The organism is Mycobacterium sp. NGS50, from assembly GCF_059812545.1.
Genome location: NZ_JCALCW010000009.1, coordinates 20,160 through 36,835 on the forward strand (window position 1 = coordinate 20,160; position 16,676 = coordinate 36,835).

The following is a 16,676-nucleotide window of genomic DNA, read 5'->3' on the forward strand; positions in this document are numbered from 1 at the left end:
CGCCGGTGACGATGCAGAGCGAAGCGATGAGGAGGAACGGCGCTTGAGGCATCGTTCGATGCCGATCCCGGAGGGATTGGCCGATATGCGGGTGGACGCCGGGTTGGCCCGGCTGCTGGGGGTGTCGCGCACCGTCGCCGCCGCACTGGCCGAATCCGGCGATGTCGAACTCGACGGCGTCGCCGCCGGCAAATCGGATCGGCTGACCGCCGGCGCCTGGCTGGAGGTCCGTCTCCCGGATGCGCCCCCGCCGCTGGAGAACACGCCCGTCGAAATCGAGGGCATGACGATCCTGTACTCCGACGACGACATCGTGGCGGTCGACAAACCCGCCGGGGTGGCCGCGCACGCATCGGTCGGCTGGACCGGGCCCACCGTGCTGGGCGGTTTGGCGGGCGCCGGCTACCGCATCACCACCTCCGGCGTCCACGAACGCCAGGGGATCGTGCATCGGCTGGATGTCGGCACCTCCGGGGTGATGCTGGTGGCCCTGTCCGAACGGGCCTACACGCTGCTGAAGCGCGCCTTCAAGCAGCGCACCGTCGACAAGCGTTACCACGCGCTGGTGCAGGGACATCCGGACCCCTCCAGCGGCACCATCGACGCTCCGATCGGCCGGCACCACGGCCACGACTGGAAGTTCGCGGTCACCGCCGGCGGCCGGCACAGCATCACCCACTACGACACGGTGGAAGCCTTCGTCGCCGCCAGCCTGCTCGATGTGCACCTGGAAACCGGGCGCACCCACCAGATCCGGGTGCATTTCGCCGCCCTGCACCACCCGTGCTGCGGGGATCTGACCTACGGCGCCGACCCGAAGCTGGCAGCCAAGCTGGGGTTGGATCGGCAGTGGCTACACGCCCGGTCGCTGGCGTTCACCCATCCCGGAGACGGGCGGGCGATGGAGATCACCAGCCCCTACCCGGCGGACCTGCAGCACGCTTTGGACGTTCTTCGCTGTTGACACTGCGCCCAGGGCGGATAGTCAACGGGCCGGTTTGCGGGCGTCGATAAGCACCCGGGTGGCGTGCGCGACGAACGGGCCGCTCGCCTGGATCTCGTCGTGCATGTCGCGCAACCGGTCCCGGTATCCGTCGACGCTGAAACCCGGCACGATCCAGATGACCTTGCGCAAGAAGTAGATCACCGCGCCGACGTCGAAGAACTCGACCCGCAGCCGCTCCATCCGGGCATCGACCAACCGCAGTCCCGCAGCCTGCGCCTGGGCGACCTGCTCGTCCAGGCTGGCCGCGGCGTGCCGCCCGGACGGTGCGACGTCGAAGTATTGCGCCAGCTCGTCCACGGTCGCCGGCCCGATGTGCTGGGCCAGGTAGCCGCCGCCGGGGCGCAACACCCGGACGATCTCGCGCCACAGCACCTCGATGGGATGCCGGCTGCTCACCAGATCGAAACATTCGTCGGCGAACGGCAGCACCGGCTCGCCGTTGGTCGCCACGAGCACCACGCCCCGCGGATGCAGCAGCTCGGCGGCGCGTGCGGCATTCGGTGGCCACGATTCGGTGGCGGCCATGGTGGGCGGAAAAACGTCGGCACCGGCCAGTACCTCGCCGCCGCCGGTCTGCAGATCCACCGCGGCGCAGACCCCGGCCAGCCGCTCGGCCAACAGCCGCTGATATCCCCACGACGGGCGCTCCTCGGTGGCCCGACCGTCCAGCCAGGAGAAATCCCAGCCTTCCACCGGTTCTGCGGCGGCGCCGGCCACCAGGTCATCGAACGTCGCGGGCATCCGCACATTGTCGATTACGCCGGGTCTGAATCGTCATAGAAATGACATCATCGACACGGGAAGGACATCACCATGCAGTACTGCCTGCTCACGCACTACATGGAGGCCGACGACGCCGGGGTCAGCGAGGAGGCCCTGGCCCAGGGCCGGGCGGCATTCGCCCAATACGCCGACGACCTCGACGAGGCCGGGGTGCTGATCGGCACCCAGGTGCTGCAGCCCGCCGCCGCCTCCACGACTGTCACCGCCCGCCACGGTGTGCCCGAAGTGCAGGACGGCCCGTTCGCCGACACCAAGGAGCGCCTCGCCGGGGTGTTCGTGATCGACGTCGCGGACCTGGACGCCGCCCTGTCGTGGGCGAAGCGGTGCCCGGCGGCCGCGTGGGGTTCGATCGAGATCCGCCCGGTGGCGGTGACGTATGCCCACGGCAAAGGCTGGTACCGCCCTGAGTGAGCCGCAGGCGCGGGTCGCCGAGCTGGTCCGCGTTTCCTACGGACGGCTGCTCGCGCTGCTCGCGGCACCCAGCGGCGATATCGCCGCCGCCGAGGACGCCCTTGCTGACGCCCTGGAGCGCGCGTTGGCCGGCTGGCCGACCGCCGGGATCCCGGTCAACCCGGAGGGCTGGGTCCTGACGGTGGCGCGCAACCGGCTGCGGGACCGATGGAAATCGTCCGCGTACCGGATGACGCAGGCGCTGCCCGAAACCCCGGACAGCTCAGCTGAGCTCGACGTGGCCGCCTTCCCCGATCGTCGGCTGGAATTGATGCTGGTGTGCGCGCATCCGGCGATCGCCGCCAACGTGCGCACCCCGCTAATGCTGCAAACCGTGCTGGGCGTGCAGGCCGCCGCGATCGCCGAGGCCTACGCGGTGCCGCCGGCGGCGATGGCGCAGCGCCTGGTGCGCGCCAAGCGCCGGATCCGGGATGCCCGCATTCCATTCGTCGTGCCCGAGCGTGACGACCTCGACGAGCGGCTACCCGCCCTGCTGGAGGCGATCTACGGCGCCTACGCCATCGACTGGCAGGTTGAGCCGGTCGGCGCGCCGATCGAATCCCTGTCGGCCGAGGCCCTGCATTTGGCGTTGCTGCTGGCCGACCTGCTGCCCGAGCAGGCCGAGGTGCTCGGGTTGGCCGCGCTGGTCTGTATGGCCGAGGCGCGCCGGCCCGCGCGCCGGGACCGCACCGGCGCGTTCGTGCCGCTCGACGAGCAGGATGCGCAGCGCTGGAACACCGGGCTGCTGGCTCGCGGCGAGGACCTGCTGCACCGCGCACACGGCTTCCGACGTCCGGGTCGCTACCAGTACGAGGCCGCAATCCAGTCGGCGCACTGCCGTCGCCCGGTCGACTGGGTGGCGCTGCGCAAACTGCACCGTGCGCTGTTGCGGGTGGCGCCGTCGGTGGGCGCCCGGGTGGCGCTGGCGGCGGTCGACGGTGAGATCGACGGGCCGCAGGCCGGGCTGCGCGCCCTTGACGGCATCGCAGATCCGGCGCTGGAGCGGTTTCAGCCGGCCTGGGCGACGCGCGCTCACCTGTTGGCCCGCCTCGGGCAGGCCGACGCGGCCGCCGCCGCCTATCGCCGCGCGATGCTGCTCAGCGCCGACCCGGCTGCGCGTGACTACCTCGCCGGGCGTGCGGCGGAGGCGGAAAATGCCGGGAAATCTCGTCGTGGACGCGCGTTCGGCCAGGACGGCTGAGACACGGGCGCCGACACGCCCGAGAACCGTCGGAGGGCGGTCATAGACTGGCGGTCCTATGGGATCTTCGTTCGTTCACCTGCATAACCACACCGAGTACTCGATGCTGGACGGTGCGGCGAAGATCTCCCCGATGCTGGCCGAGGCGCAGCGGTTGGAGATGCCCGCCATCGGGATGACCGACCACGGAAACATGTTCGGGGCCAGCGAGTTCTACAACGCGGCCACCAAGGCCGGGATCACCCCCATCATCGGCGTGGAGGCCTATATCGCGCCGGCGTCGCGTTTTGACACCCGGCGGATCCTGTGGGGCGACCCCGGCCAGAAGAGCGACGACGTGTCCGGCAGCGGGTCCTACACCCACCTGACCATGGTCGCCGAGAACGCCACCGGGCTGCGCAACCTGTTCAAGCTGACCTCGCTGGCCTCCTTCGAGGGGCAGCTGGGTAAGTGGCCGCGGATGGATGCCGAGATCATCGCCGAGCACGCCGAGGGCATCATCGCCACCACCGGCTGCCCGTCCGGTGAGGTACAGACCCGGCTGCGGCTGGGCCAGGACCGCGAGGCGCTGGAGTCCGCGGCGAAGTGGCGGGAGATCTTCGGCCCCGACAACTACTTCCTCGAAGTGATGGACCACGGGCTGTCCATCGAGCGCCGGGTCCGCGAAGGACTGCTGGAGGTCGGCCGCAAGCTCGACATACCTCCGCTGGCCACCAATGACTGCCACTACGTCACCCGCGACGCCTCCGGAAACCACGAGGCGCTGTTGTGCATTCAGACCGGCAAGACCCTGTCGGACCCCACCCGGTTCAAGTTCGACGGGGACGGCTACTACCTGAAGTCAGCCGCCGAAATGCGCGCCCTGTGGGACGACCAGCTACCCGGGGCGTGTGACTCCACCCTGTTGATCGCCGAGCGGGTGCAGCCGTACGCCGAGGTGTGGGCGCCGCGCGACCGGATGCCGGTGTTCCCGGTTCCCGACGGTCACGACCAGGGCTCCTGGCTGCGGCACGAGGTGCGCGCCGGACTGCAGCGACGGTTTCCCGCCGGCGTGCCGCAGGCCTACACCGAACGCGCCGACTATGAGATCGACGTCATCTGCGGCAAGGGGTTCCCGTCGTACTTCCTGATCGTCGCGGACCTGATCAGCTACGCCCGCTCGATCAACATCTGGGTGGGCCCGGGCCGTGGCTCGGCAGCCGGATCGCTGGTCGCCTACGCGCTGGGCATCACCAACATCGACCCGATCCCGCACGGACTGCTGTTCGAACGCTTCCTCAACCCGGAGCGGCCGTCGGCACCCGACATCGACATCGACTTCGACGACCGTCGTCGCGGCGAGATGGTGCGTTACGCCGCCGAGCGGTGGGGCAGTGACCGGGTCGCCCAGGTGATCACCTTCGGCACCATTAAAACCAAAGCTGCGCTGAAGGATTCAGCGCGGGTGCACTACGGTCAGCCGGGGTTCGCGATCGCGGACCGGATCACCAAGGCGCTGCCGCCGCCGATCATGGCCAAAGACATCCCGCTGTCGGGTATCACCGATCCGAACCACGAGCGGTACAAGGAGGCCGCCGAGGTTCGCGGGCTCATCGACACCGACCCCGACGTGCGCACCATCTACGAGACCGCCCGGGGGCTGGAGGGCCTGGTCCGTAACGCCGGTGTGCACGCCTGCGCGGTGATCATGAGCTCCGAGCCGCTCATCGACGCCATCCCGTTGTGGAAACGGCCGCAGGACGGCGCCGTCATCACCGGCTGGGACTACCCGTCGTGTGAAGAAATCGGCCTGCTGAAGATGGACTTCCTGGGCCTGCGCAACCTGACGATCATCGGTGACTGTCTGGAGAACATCAAGGCCAACCGCGGAGTGGATCTGGATCTGGATGCGCTGCCGCTGGACGACCCGGCCACCTACGAACTGCTGGGCCGCGGTGACACCCTGGGCGTGTTCCAACTCGACGGCGGCCCGATGCGAGACCTGCTGCGCCGCATGCAGCCCACCGAGTTCAACGACATCGTGGCGGTGCTCGCGCTGTACCGGCCCGGCCCGATGGGCATGAACGCCCACAACGACTACGCCGACCGTAAGAACAACCGCCAGGCGATCAAACCCATCCATCCCGAGCTCGAAGAGCCGCTGCGCGACATCCTGTCCGAAACCTACGGTCTGATCGTCTACCAAGAACAGATCATGTTCATCGCGCAGAAGGTCGCCTCCTACACGATGGGTAAGGCCGACGCGCTGCGTAAGGCCATGGGCAAGAAGAAACTCGAAGTGCTCGAAGCCGAATACAAGGGCTTCTACGAGGGAATGACGGCCAACGGATTCTCCGAGCGTGCCGTCAAAGCGTTGTGGGACACCATTCTTCCGTTCGCCGGTTACGCGTTCAACAAGTCGCACGCGGCCGGCTACGGGCTGGTGTCCTATTGGACCGCCTACCTGAAAGCCAACTATCCGGCCGAATACATGGCCGGGCTGTTGACCTCGGTCGGGGACGACAAGGACAAGGCCGCGATCTACCTGGCCGACTGCCGTCGACTGGGCATCACGGTGCTGCCACCCGACGTCAACGAATCCGGGCTGAACTTCGCGTCGGTGGGTAAGGACATCCGCTACGGGCTCGGCGCGGTGCGCAACGTCGGTGCCAACGTCGTCGGCTCGCTGATCGGAACCCGCACGCAGAAGGGAAAATTCACCGACTTCTCGGACTATCTCAACAAGGTCGACATCGCCGCGTGCAACAAGAAAGTCACCGAATCGCTGATCAAAGCCGGGGCGTTCGACTCGCTGGGACATCCCCGGAAGGGCCTGTTTCTGGTGCACACCGACGCGGTCGACTCGGTGCTGGGCACCAAGAAGGCCGAGGCGATGGGCCAGTTCGACCTGTTCGGCGGCGCCGACGGGGAGGGCGCCGCCGACGCGGTGTTCACCATCAAGGTGCCCGACGACGAGTGGGAAGACAAGCACAAGCTCGCCCTGGAGCGGGAGATGCTGGGCCTGTATGTATCCGGGCATCCGCTCAACGGCATCGCGCACCTGCTGGCCACCCAGGTCGACACCCAGATCCCGGCGATACTGGAGGGCGACATCGCCAACGACACCCAGGTGCGGGTGGGCGGCATCCTGGCGTCGGTGAACCGCCGGGTCAACAAGAATGGAATGCCTTGGGCATCAGCGCAGTTGGAAGACCTCACCGGTGGGATCGAGGTGATGTTCTTCCCGCACACCTACTCCGCCTACGGCGCCGAGGTGGCTGACGACGCGGTGGTTCTGGTCAACGCCAAGGTGGCGATCCGCGACGACCGGATCTCGCTGATCGCCAATGAGCTGGTGGTGCCCGACTTTTCCGGCGCGCAGGTGGACCGACCGCTGGCGGTGAGCCTGCCGACCCGGCAGTGCACCATCGACAAGGTCAGCGCGCTCAAGCAGGTTCTGGCGCGCCACCCCGGTACCTCGCAGGTGCATCTGCGGCTGATCAGCAGCGACCGGGTCACCGTGCTGGAGTTGGATGCCTCGCTGCGGGTGACGCCATCCTCGGCGCTGATGGGGGACCTGAAAGCGCTGCTGGGGCCGGGGTGCCTCGGCGGCTAGTCCGCAAGCTGCGCCGCAGCCTGATGGTCATGGGTGGGAATGATGGTCACCGCGTGGCGCGCCAGGTGCAGCCGATGCAGGGTCCGGAACGTTTCATCGCGATTCTCATCGGCGAAATTCCCCGGATAACTTGACTTTTGCCGAACATTGTCGATCTGCAGGTGATGCCACGCTGCATCACCGGCGATCAGGACCCAGCCTCGGGCGGTGTGCGCCAGCACGCCCACGCTGCCCGGGGTGTGCCCGGCCAGGTCGACCAGGACGACGGAGTTGTCGCCGAACAGGTCGTGGCTGCGGGTGAACGTTAGCACCGGCGGTCCGTCCAGGTCGTATCGGACCAGGGTGCGATCGCGCAGCGAATCGCGGACCCCGCCGACCGGCGCGATCGGCCCCGCATCGACCCAGTCGAGTTCCCTGCGGTGCATGTGTACCGGCAGGCCCGGCATGTCCAGGAGCCCGCAGACGTGGTCCCAGTGCGCGTGGGTGGGCAACGCGAAATCCAGCGACGGGCTGTCGATCTGGTCCAGACCCGCGACGGTCGGCAAGGTGCTCGCCGGGGGCCGTACCGCTGCCCGCAGTACCGCCGGGATCTGGGCGATCGCCCGATGCTCGGCGTCCACGCAGACGGCCGGATCCACGATGAAGGTGGCCGACGGGTGAGCAACGACGAAGGACGCCAACGAGTTGTGCACCCGTCGGGGTGCGAACATGCCCTCCACGATCATGGCGGTCGGAACCGAACGGGGCACCTGCGGCACGGCGGTGATCCGCACGGTGACCCCCGCCGCCGGCAGGCCGGCGTCGACGATGCTGTCCAGGAAACGCTGATCGGGCCGTCGGGGCCGGATCATGCCGTGGATGAGCCCCGCGGCGGCACCGCAGCATTGGTTGAAGCTGGGGGAGCGCACGGGATCAGGCATCGACCGACTCCACCCGCACGATCACGCTGTCCGACCAGACCGCGCGGGTGCGGGCCCGACGCAGCCTTTCGCGGATGGACAAGTCTCGGTGCACGTTGGTGACACCGGGGACGTTGATCATCGGCATGACGTTCCACTGCCAGCCGTAGCGCCGGTGCAGCACGCGGTTGGCGGTTTCGGCCGGAGTGCCCGACAGGATGGTGGCCCGGCCGGCGACTGTTCCCGCGCCGGTACGGCGTCGGCCGCGGTAGTCGCAGGCGGTCAGTTCCACGTCGGGACGCACGGTGAGTCGTCGGGACTTCGGGCCGACCTTGGTCCGGAACAGCACGGTTTCGGCGTCGACCGCGAACCAGATCGGGGTGTCTACCGGCGTGCCGTCGCGGCGGAAGGAACGCAGCAGCGCGTAGCGGGCGTCAAGCAACTCGTTGAGTGGTGAGGTGTGCATTCCACCAGGGAACAACTTAAAGTTGGCTTTAAGTCAAGCCCGCACCGTGAAAGCAGCGGCGATACGCGGCGATATTGCGCCTAGGGTCGTGAAGCGGTCGAAAGCACGACCATATCCGCAATACGAAGATCGGTGCGGGATTACGCCCGGGCGGTTCAGCCGGCCGTCGTCGCGGGTGCGGGCGCCGCGGCGGGCGCACCCGGAGCCTGCGCGGGGTCCAACACGTGGTCGATGATGTAGATCCGGGCGTTCGCGGCCTGGATACCACCGCAAACTTCCTTGGCCACGTCATTGACTACGATGTCGCCGCCCTTGCCGGTTACGTTGATCAGGGCCCCGTCCTGAGTGGGCCGCTGTCCGTGCACATTCTCCGGGCCGAGCAGGCCGAGGAACACGTGGTAGTAACCGAACTTGGTCAGCTCTTCGATGCTGGACGCCTTGAGCGCCTCGAACTTGCCCGGGTCCATCGCCGCGAACGCGGCGTTCGACGGCGCGAACACCACGTACGGGCCGTTTTCCAGCACGCCGATGATGTTGGCGCCGGGGTTGACACCGCCGGCGATCAGCGAATTGAACGTCGAGATGTCGGGGATGCTGGACAGTGCGACACCGACCGGCTGGTTGTTGAGGTCTTTCCAGTTCGGCACCGCTGCCTTGAAGGCGTCGCAGCCCGGACCCTGCGGGTCGGGGATCTGCGCGACCGGGGTGTCCGGGTCCGCGTATGCGTTGGTGGCCAGTGGCAGCGACGCCACGACAGCGGCGATCCCAGCCGCTGCCAATACCTTGCCGGCGCGAGTCTTCAAAGTCGGCTCCTTCGTTAGGTCGCATCGCATGTTATGCGTAGGGGTCACGCAACACCAAAGTCGCCGAGCCGCGCTCGCCGGGTGACGTGAGGTTGACCAGCCCTTTTGTGCGTCCCCGCCTTGTACTAGAGTTGACTCGAACTCAAATATCGAAGGTAGGGGGTCGCGATGGCCGGCCGGCTGACGATCGGCGAGGTGACCCGACGCAGCGGGGTCGCCGCAACCACGCTGCGCTACTACGAGCAGATCGGCCTGCTGGCGCCACCGGCCAGGGTCGGTGGCCAGCGCCGCTACGACGACGCGGTCCTGACCCGACTCGAGGTCATCGGCCTGTGCAAATCGGCGGGTTTCGCCCTGGACGAGATCCAGCTGCTGTTCAGCGACGAGGCGCCCGGGCGCCCGACGAGCCGCGCGCTCGCCCAGGCGAAACTGGCCGAGATCGACGCGCAACTGCAATCGCTGGCCCGCGCCCGTGCGGTGATCGAATGGGGAATGCGCTGCACCTGCCCGTCCATCGACGCATGCACGTGCGGCATCCATCCGATGCCCGCGCAGGTAGGTCAACCGCGCTGACCGGACACCTTCAGAACCGGTACCGCAGAATCCGAGCCTTGCGGGCGCCGGCTCGGGTTCTCCCCGACAACCGGGTCGCCACCCGCACCCATCCGGGGAACTTCTCGACCTCGGGGGCGTGAGTCAGGCTGGCCTCCTCGACCAGCGTCAGCCGCGGATTCCAGCTCTGCGGGTGCCGGGCGTCCTTGAATCCGCGGTAACCCCACTGGCTGCCCACCGCGCTGAACATCTTCTGCGGTGCGACCTTGATCGCCAGCTGGCTGAACCAGCCGATCCGCCCGTAGTCGTTGAAGGCCAGCTCGCCGGCGCCGAAGTGCTCGCTGATCCGCCGGAACAACGCAGCGATTACCGGTTCGGGCAGAAAGGCGAACAGCCCGTCGGCGATCACCATCGTCGGCCGATCGGCCGGGATCGTCTCCGGCCAGTCCGGGGCGGCCACCGAGGCTGCCACCGCGTGGGCACCGTCGCGGGCCGGCATCAGCTCCCCGCGCAAGGCGATGACGTTGGGCAGATCGACGCTGTACCAGTCGACGCCGACCGGCGGATCGACCCGCTGCACGCCGCTGTCCAGGCCCGCTCCCAGATCCACCACCACCGCGTCGGGATGACGCGCGATGAAGTCCCGCACCCGGTCGTCGAGCATTTTCGCGCGCAGCGCCGTCTGACAGACCACGCTGGACGGCACGCCCAGGCCGGCGAAGTCGTAGTCGATGCGCCCGACGATCTCATCGGCCAGCGTGTCGTGCAGGATCGGCCGCGGCCCACGGCTATCCACCGCGCGGGCGTATTCGGTGAGCAACGCGGTCTGTTCGACCGGGCTGAGTTCGGTGACGGTGACAGGCATGTCTTTGAAGCTACTCCGCCGTGCGAATGCCACCACCGGCTGAACGGAACGCCCAAAACGTTCACCGCAGTGGCGGTTACACCGCTACCGTCGCAGTCATGCAGATGCAGGACGCGGGCACCCTCATGGTGCTGGCCGACGGGCCCCGCGGCTCGATCACGCTGAACCGGCCGGACAAGCTCAACCCGCTGGGTACCCAGACTCTCAACGAACTCGTCGCCGCGGCCCGCTGGCTCGACGCCCGACCGGAGGTCAAGGTCGTCGTGGTGGCGGGCAACGGCCGGGCATTCAGCGCGGGCGCCGATCTGGCGGCGTTCACCGGGGCAGGGGACGGTGCCGCGGTCACGCCCCGGGAATCCGCCGACGCGGGCCGGCGGATGGCCGACGCGATCGAAGCCATGCGCGCGGTGACGGTGGCGCGGCTGCACGGGCATTGCGTTGGCGGCGGCGTGGTTCTGGCCGCCGCCTGTGATCTGCGGGTGGCGGCCGAAAGCACCCGCTTCTCGATTCCCGAGGTCGATCTGGGCATCCCGTTGGCCTGGGGCGGCATCCCGCGGCTGATCCGCGAAATCGGGCCGGCACTGACCAAGGAACTGGTCATGACCTGCCGCCCATTCGGGCCGGCGGAAGCCAAGGCGGCCGGGTTCCTCAACCGGGTGGTGCCCGAGGCCGCTCTCGATGAGGCGGTGGAAGATCTCGTCGGCCAGTTGATCACCAAATCGGCGCTCACCCTGAATGCGACCAAACGCCACACCAACGCCGTCACCGAGGGCATGGTGGCAACCGCACGCAGCTGGAGTGACGCCGACAGTCTCGTCACGGCACTGCTCGACCCCGAGTCACGCGATGCGGCAACGGCTTACCTGGGCCGAGTCGCCGACAGCACACGCAGAGGAGAATCGAAATGAGCACTTCCGAATGGCCGACGACGCTGTGCGAGGCGTTCCAGCGGGTCGCCGCGGTCGACCCGGACGCCGTGGCATTGCGCACCGTCGGCGACGGTCAGACCCTGACCTGGCGGGATTACGCCACCCAGGTGCGCCAGGTCGCGGCCGGACTGGCGGGGCTCGGTGTGCGACGCGGTGACACGGTTTCGTTGATGATGGCCAACCGGATCGAGTTCTATCCGCTGGAGGTGGGGGCCCAGCATGTCGGAGCCACCTCGTTCTCGGTGTACAACACGCTGCCCGCCGAGCAGATGACCTACCTGTTCGACAACGCAGGCACCAAAGTCGTGATGTGCGAAGAACAATACGTCGACCGGATCCGGGCCAGCGGCGCCGCCATCGAGCACATCGTGTGTATCGACGGCGCGCCGCAGGGAACGCTGTCCGTCGCTGACCTGCTCGCCGCCGGCGCCGAGGACTTCGACTTCGACGCCACCTGGCAAGCGGTGCGGCCCGACGACATCGTCACGCTGATCTACACCTCCGGGACGACCGGCACCCCCAAGGGTGTGGAGATGACACACACCAACCTGCTGTTCGAGGCGCAGGCCCTCGACAACGTCCTCGGCGTGCAGTTCGGCGACCGCATCACGTCGTTCCTGCCGTCGGCGCACATCGCCGACCGAACCATGGCGCTGTACAACCAGGAGGTCTTCGGTGTACAGGTCACCACCGTGCCCGATGCGCGCGCGATCGCCGGGGCCTTGCCCGACGTGCGCCCGACGATCTGGGGCGCGGTTCCGCGGGTGTGGGAAAAACTCAAGGCCGCAATCGAATTCGCGGTGGAAAACGAGCCCGACGAGCACCGCCGCGCGGCCCTGAACTGGGCGTTGGAGGTCGGCGCGAAGCGGGCGGCGGCGATGCTGGCCGGACAGCAGGAGCCCGCCGACGTCGCCGCGGAATGGGCGACGGCCGACGAGCTGGTGCTGTCCAAACTGCGCGCCAAGCTGGGGTTGGACGAGTTGCGATGGGCGGTGTCGGGCGCGGCGCCGATCCCCAAGGAGACGCTGGGCTTCTTCGCCGGTATCGGCATCCCGATCGCCGAGGTGTGGGGGATGTCGGAGCTGAGCTGCGCCGCCTCCGCTATCCACCCCAGCGAGGCGCGGCTGGGTACGGTCGGCAAACTGTTGCCGGGCCTGGAATCCCGGATCGCCGAGGACGGCGAGTTCCTGATCCGCGGTCCGCTGGTCATGCGGGGATACCGCAAGGAGCCGGCCAAGACGGCCGAAGCGGTCGACGCCGACGGCTGGTTGCACACCGGCGACATTCTCGAAGAAGATGCCGACGGAAACCTGCGGGTGGTGGATCGCAAGAAGGAACTGATCATCAACGCGGGCGGCAAGAACATGTCGCCGGCCAACATCGAGAACGCGATCCTGGCGGCCTGCCCGCTGATCGGCGCCATGGTCACCGTTGGCGACGGTCGCCCGTACAACACCGCGCTGATGGTGTTCGACGCCGATTCCGTCGAGCCGTACGCCGCCCGCCACGGCCTGTCCGACGCCTCACCGGCGGCGCTGGCCGGCGACCCCGCGGTGATCGCGCAGATCGCGGCCGGGGTCGCCGCCGGGAACGCCAGACTGTCGCGGGTCGAGCAGATCAAGCGCTTCCGGGTGCTGCCCGCCCTGTGGGAGCCGGGCGGCGACGAGGTGACGCTGACCATGAAGCTCAAGCGCAAACCGATCGCCGCCAAATACGCCACCGAGATCGAGGAGCTCTACGCCGCGCAACCCGGCCCGGATGTCCACGAGCCCGCCGCCGCGGAGCCGGCGGCCACCGCGTGAGGTGAACGCCACGGCGCCAACCGTTCTCACGTTCGGGCACGGCACCGCCGACGCGGCGGGGATGACGTCGTTGCTCCGGGACGCGGGCGTCCGGCAGCTGGTCGACGTGCGCACCGCGCCCGGTAGCCGGCACAACCCCGATTCCGCGCGCGAGGCGATGGCGGGCTGGCTGCCCGCCGCCGGCATCGGGTACCGGTGGGAGCCGCGACTGGGTGGTTGGCGTCGGGTTCCCGGCGACAGCCCCGATATCGGCCTGCGCAACGCGTCGTTTCGGTCCTATGCCGGGCACATGCGCACACCCGAGTTTCGGGCGGCCATCGACGAGCTGCTGGTGACCGCCGCCGAACAGCGGGTCGCGGTCATGTGCGCCGAAACGGTCTGGTGGCGCTGTCACCGCAAGCTGATCGCCGACCACCTCACGCTGGTGCGCGGTGTCCAGGTGCGCCACCTCATGCATGACGGAAAACTGCGGCCGCATCGGCCCACCGCGGAGGCGCGCGTCGACGGCGACCTGCTGGTCTACGACGCAACGGCCTGACGCCGGGTTTTTCTTTCGCACCAATGGGCACTCATGACGTAATCGACGCCGTGAGGAGTGACCGATGAACACAGCGATAGCGCACCACGACGGGTATCCGGCGCATCGGCGGAAGGTTCGTTTCGACTGGTCGGACACCCCGCTGCACTGGGTGCCCGGTGACCCGTTCGCCACGCACATGATGAACGTGCTGCATCTGCTGCTCCCGGAGGGCGAACGGCACTTCATCAAGGCCGTCAACGAGGCCGCGCCCCTGGTCGACGACGCCGAGCTGGTGGCGGCGATCAAACCGTTCATCCAGCAGGAAGCCTGGCACGCCTGGGCGCACCAGATCGTCCTGGATCACCTGGCCGAGCAGGGCATCGATACCGAGCCCTACACCGACCAACTGGGCGGATGGCTGTCCGCGTTGGGGAATACCCGCGAGAACTGGCCGCCGCTGCTGCAGCGATGGTGGCTCTACCGGCGGTTGGCCGACGTCGCCGCGCTGGAGCATTTCACTGCGGTGCTGGGGCATTGGGTGATCCAGAATCGGGGTTTGGACTACGCCGGAACCGACCCGGTGATGCTCGACCTGCTGCGCTGGCACGGGGCCGAGGAGATCGAGCACCGCTCGCTGGTGTTCGACGTCTACCAGAACGTTTGCGGCAACTATCCGCTGCGAGCAGTGTCGATGCTGCTGACCGGCCCGCAGTTCCTGTACTGGTGGGTTCGTGGCGCACGGTTCTTGATGGCGAATGATCCGACCGTCGACGCCAAACCACGGTGGCGCGACTGGTTGCGTGCCGCCCGCGAATACAAGGTGCCGGGGCCCTGGAAGCTGCTCGTGACGGTCCCGCTGCGGTATATGCGGCCCGGCCATCACCCCAGCGCGGAATCCTCGACGTCGATGGCGATGGACTACCTGCGACACTCGCCGGCCGCGCTGGCCGCGCGTGAGCGCCGTGCCGGACAAGACGAAGGTCGCGCCGGAGAGGAACGCGGCTAGGCTGACGGGTATGCCACTTTCCGGAGAGTATGCACCCAGCGCATTGGATTGGTCTCGCGAGAACGCCGAGAAGTACATGGCCTCGGGCGGCACCGAGGGCACCGAGATGCGAGGTATGCCTGTCATCTTGCTGACCACGGTCGGAGCCAAGACCGGCAAGCTCCGCAAAACCCCGCTGATGCGGGTGGAGCACGACGGCCAGTACGCGATCGTCGCCTCGCTGGGCGGGGCCCCCAAACACCCGGTCTGGTACCACAACGTCAAAAAGAACCCGCGCGTGGAGCTGCAGGACGCGACGGTCAGCGGGGACTACGACGCGCGTGAGGTGTTCGGCGAGGAGAAGGCGCTCTGGTGGGAACGCGCCGTGGCCGCATACCCGGACTACGCCGACTACCAGAAGAAGACCGACCGCCAGATCCCGGTGTTCGTCCTTACCCCGGTGAGCTGAATCGCCTGTTGGGTGGCACCATGAACCGGTGTCCGCCGAACCGAGCCGTCGCCTGAGCAACCTGCCGCTGACCGCGGCTGATATCGACGCGGCGGCCAAGCGAATCGGCGGGGTGGTCACCGCCACCCCGCTGCAATTGAGCGACCGGCTGTCGGCGGCCACCGGCGCCACGGTCTACCTCAAACGTGAGGACCTGCAGGCGGTGCGGTCCTACAAGCTGCGCGGCGCCTACAACCTTCTGGTGCAACTGACCCCGCAGGAGATCGCCGCCGGCGTGGTCTGCTCCTCGGCCGGTAACCATGCGCAGGGCTTCGCGTTCGCCTGCCGGTCCCTGGGTATCCACGGCCGGATCTACGTGCCGGCGAAAACACCCAAGCAGAAGCGGGACCGGATCCGCTACCACGGCGGACAATTCATCGAGCTGATCGTGGGCGGCGCCACCTATGATGTGGCGGCCGAGGCGGCACTGGCGGACGTCGCCCGCACCGGTGCCACCCTGGTGCACCCCTATGACGATCCGCGCACCATCGCCGGCCAGGGCACCATCGCCGTTGAGCTGCTCGACCAGCTGGACACCGAACCCGACCTGGTGGTGATCCCGGTCGGCGGCGGCGGCTGTATCGCCGGCATCACCACCTATCTGTCCGAGCGGGCACCCAACACCTCGGTGCTGGGCGTCGAACCGGCCGGCGCCGCCTCGATGTCGGCGGCGTTGGCCGCGGGGGAGCCGGTGACGCTGGGTGCCGTCGACCAGTTCGTGGACGGTGCCGCGGTGAACCGGGCCGGCGCGAATCCGTTCACGGTGCTGAACGCCGCCGGTGACATGGTGTCGGTTCACGCCGTCGACGAGGGTGCGGTGTGCACCGCGATGCTCGACCTGTACCAAAACGAGGGGATCATCGCCGAACCGGCCGGCGCTCTGTCGGTGGCCGGAATGCTGGAGACCGGTGTCGAACCCGGATCCACTGTGGTGTGCCTGATCTCGGGCGGCAACAACGACGTGTCGCGCTACGGGGAAATCCTGGAGCGCTCCCTGGTGCACCTGGGTCTCAAGCACTACTTCCTGGTCGACTTCCCCCAGGAGCCCGGCGCGCTGCGGCGTTTCCTCGACGAGGTGCTCGGACCCAACGACGACGTGACCCTGTTCGAGTACGTCAAGCGCAACAACCGGGAGACCGGCGAGGCGTTGGTCGGCATCCAGCTGAGCTCGGCCGACGACTTCGGCGGGCTGTTGGACCGGATGCGGGCCTCGCAGATTCACGTCGAACCGCTGGAGCCGGGCTCGCCGGCCTACCGCTACCTGCTCTAAGAGTTGCCCGCGCGGCCGGGACTAGGGCTGGAAGTGGGTACC

16 protein-coding genes are annotated in these 16,676 nt (G+C 68.1%); 11 read left to right on the forward strand and 5 right to left on the reverse strand.

Going from position 1 to position 16,676, the window contains the following annotated elements; translation table 11 throughout:
• The first annotated feature begins 43 nt into the window (after positions 1-43).
• A complete protein-coding gene (locus tag AC5Y36_RS08345; protein ID WP_500040402.1) occupies positions 44-964 on the forward strand; it encodes an RluA family pseudouridine synthase in 921 nt (306 codons plus the stop codon).
• A 21-nt stretch (positions 965-985) separates the two neighbouring features.
• Here AC5Y36_RS08345 and AC5Y36_RS08350 read toward each other — a convergent pair whose 3' ends face one another.
• On the reverse strand, positions 986-1,747 hold the full coding sequence (locus AC5Y36_RS08350; RefSeq protein ID WP_500040403.1) for a class I SAM-dependent methyltransferase: 762 nt from the start codon (positions 1,745-1,747) through the stop codon (positions 986-988).
• A 72-nt stretch (positions 1,748-1,819) separates the two neighbouring features.
• On the opposite strand from AC5Y36_RS08350, the gene AC5Y36_RS08355 reads away from it, so the two are divergent.
• Genes AC5Y36_RS08355 through dnaE form a run of 3 tightly spaced genes read left to right on the forward strand, consistent with a single transcriptional unit; the run spans position 1,820 to position 7,035 of the window.
• On the forward strand, positions 1,820-2,200 hold the full coding sequence (locus AC5Y36_RS08355; RefSeq protein ID WP_500040404.1) for a YciI family protein: 381 nt from the start codon (positions 1,820-1,822) through the stop codon (positions 2,198-2,200).
• On the forward strand, positions 2,166-3,440 hold the full coding sequence (locus AC5Y36_RS08360; protein WP_500040405.1) for an RNA polymerase sigma factor: 1,275 nt from the start codon (positions 2,166-2,168) through the stop codon (positions 3,438-3,440). The genes AC5Y36_RS08355 and AC5Y36_RS08360 overlap by 35 nt, the downstream gene beginning before the upstream one ends.
• 58 nt (positions 3,441-3,498) lie before the next feature.
• Positions 3,499-7,035, forward strand: coding sequence for a DNA polymerase III subunit alpha (dnaE, locus tag AC5Y36_RS08365; RefSeq protein ID WP_500040406.1), 3,537 nt, complete (start codon positions 3,499-3,501; stop codon positions 7,033-7,035).
• On the opposite strand, the gene AC5Y36_RS08370 is transcribed toward dnaE, so the two are convergent.
• From AC5Y36_RS08370 to AC5Y36_RS08380, 3 genes are all read right to left on the reverse strand, one after another.
• Positions 7,032-7,955: an MBL fold metallo-hydrolase gene (locus tag AC5Y36_RS08370; RefSeq protein ID WP_500040407.1), complete on the reverse strand. Its 924-nt coding sequence runs from the start codon at positions 7,953-7,955 to the stop codon at positions 7,032-7,034. The genes dnaE and AC5Y36_RS08370 overlap by 4 nt on opposite strands.
• A complete protein-coding gene (locus AC5Y36_RS08375; RefSeq protein ID WP_500040408.1) occupies positions 7,948-8,400 on the reverse strand; it encodes a PPOX class F420-dependent oxidoreductase in 453 nt (150 codons plus the stop codon). Before AC5Y36_RS08375 ends, AC5Y36_RS08370 begins: the two co-directional genes overlap by 8 nt.
• A 155-nt stretch (positions 8,401-8,555) precedes the next feature.
• A complete protein-coding gene (locus AC5Y36_RS08380) occupies positions 8,556-9,203 on the reverse strand; it encodes a fasciclin domain-containing protein (protein ID WP_500040409.1) in 648 nt (215 codons plus the stop codon).
• Positions 9,204-9,371: 168 nt separating this feature from the next.
• Between AC5Y36_RS08380 and AC5Y36_RS08385 the strand changes: the two genes are divergently transcribed.
• On the forward strand, positions 9,372-9,776 hold the full coding sequence (locus AC5Y36_RS08385; protein WP_500040410.1) for a helix-turn-helix domain-containing protein: 405 nt from the start codon (positions 9,372-9,374) through the stop codon (positions 9,774-9,776).
• Between the two features lie 10 nt (positions 9,777-9,786).
• Here the strand turns inward: AC5Y36_RS08385 and AC5Y36_RS08390 are convergent, their stop codons facing one another.
• A complete protein-coding gene (locus AC5Y36_RS08390) occupies positions 9,787-10,620 on the reverse strand; it encodes a class I SAM-dependent methyltransferase (RefSeq protein WP_500040411.1) in 834 nt (277 codons plus the stop codon).
• A gap of 98 nt (positions 10,621-10,718) precedes the next feature.
• Between AC5Y36_RS08390 and AC5Y36_RS08395 the strand changes: the two genes are divergently transcribed.
• The 6 genes from AC5Y36_RS08395 to ilvA all read left to right on the forward strand — a co-directional run bounded on the left by AC5Y36_RS08395 (position 10,719) and on the right by ilvA (position 16,634).
• On the forward strand, positions 10,719-11,528 hold the full coding sequence (locus AC5Y36_RS08395; RefSeq protein ID WP_500040412.1) for an enoyl-CoA hydratase/isomerase family protein: 810 nt from the start codon (positions 10,719-10,721) through the stop codon (positions 11,526-11,528).
• On the forward strand, positions 11,525-13,351 hold the full coding sequence (fadD11, locus tag AC5Y36_RS08400; RefSeq protein WP_500040413.1) for a fatty acid--CoA ligase FadD11: 1,827 nt from the start codon (positions 11,525-11,527) through the stop codon (positions 13,349-13,351). The genes AC5Y36_RS08395 and fadD11 overlap by 4 nt, the downstream gene beginning before the upstream one ends.
• Positions 13,352-13,412: 61 nt before the next feature.
• Positions 13,413-13,889 (forward strand): DUF488 domain-containing protein, encoded by a 477-nt coding sequence (locus AC5Y36_RS08405; protein ID WP_500040414.1) that lies wholly within the window; start codon positions 13,413-13,415, stop codon positions 13,887-13,889.
• 64 nt (positions 13,890-13,953) lie between these two features.
• Complete coding sequence (locus AC5Y36_RS08410) at positions 13,954-14,877, forward strand: metal-dependent hydrolase (RefSeq protein ID WP_500040415.1); 924 nt, start codon at positions 13,954-13,956, stop codon at positions 14,875-14,877.
• A gap of 10 nt (positions 14,878-14,887) precedes the next feature.
• Positions 14,888-15,325, forward strand: coding sequence for a nitroreductase family deazaflavin-dependent oxidoreductase (locus tag AC5Y36_RS08415; protein ID WP_500040416.1), 438 nt, complete (start codon positions 14,888-14,890; stop codon positions 15,323-15,325).
• A gap of 28 nt (positions 15,326-15,353) precedes the next feature.
• Complete coding sequence (ilvA, locus tag AC5Y36_RS08420) at positions 15,354-16,634, forward strand: threonine ammonia-lyase IlvA (RefSeq protein ID WP_500040417.1); 1,281 nt, start codon at positions 15,354-15,356, stop codon at positions 16,632-16,634.
• Positions 16,635-16,676: the final 42 nt, after the last annotated feature.